Raw genomic sequence first — 668 nt, 5'->3', positions numbered from 1 at the left:
TTCAAGGTTGGGGCCCCCCTTCTCCCGAAGTTACGGGGGCATTTTGCCGAGTTCCTTAACCATAATTCTCTCGATCGCCTTAGTATTCTCTACCTGATCACCTGTGTCGGTTTGGGGTACGGGCGGCTAAAACCTCGCGTCGATGCTTTTCTCGGCAGCATAGGATCACCAAATCCCCCCACACGGGGGTCCCATCAGATCTCAGGCATCATGAACAGCGGATTTACCTACCATTCGCCCTACATCCTTAGACCGGGACAACCATCGCCCGGCTCGGCTACCTTCCTGCGTCACACCTGTTAATACGCTTGCCTCCCGGGATCAGGCCCTGCGCTCCACCAAAACCCTTCACCCACAAGGGGTGTCAGGCAGGTTTCGGGCAGTTAGTATCCCCCGCTCAGCATGGGCGGTTTTTCGCCGGTACGGGAATATCAACCCGTTGTCCATCGACTACGCCTGTCGGCCTCGCCTTAGGTCCCGACTTACCCAGGGCAGATTAGCTTGACCCTGGAACCCTTGATCATTCGGCGGACGGGTTTCTCACCCGTCTTTCGCTACTCATGCCTGCATTCTCACTCGTGTAGGCTCCACCGCTGGTTTACACCGCGACTTCACCGCCCACACGACGCTCCCCTACCCATCCAAACACCTGAACCACGAAGGCTTAG

The 668-nt window shown here is 57.2% G+C and carries 1 rRNA gene; it reads right to left on the bottom strand.

What is annotated here, in order from left to right:
- Positions 1–668: ribosomal RNA gene (locus tag IEW19_RS23190) — 23S ribosomal RNA — on the bottom strand; the annotation flags it as partial.

Source organism: Arthrobacter liuii (assembly GCF_014639275.1).
GTDB lineage: Bacteria > Actinomycetota > Actinomycetes > Actinomycetales > Micrococcaceae > Arthrobacter > Arthrobacter liuii.
Note: the sequence above shows the minus strand (reverse complement) of the source record. Positions and strands in the feature narration are given on the sequence as shown.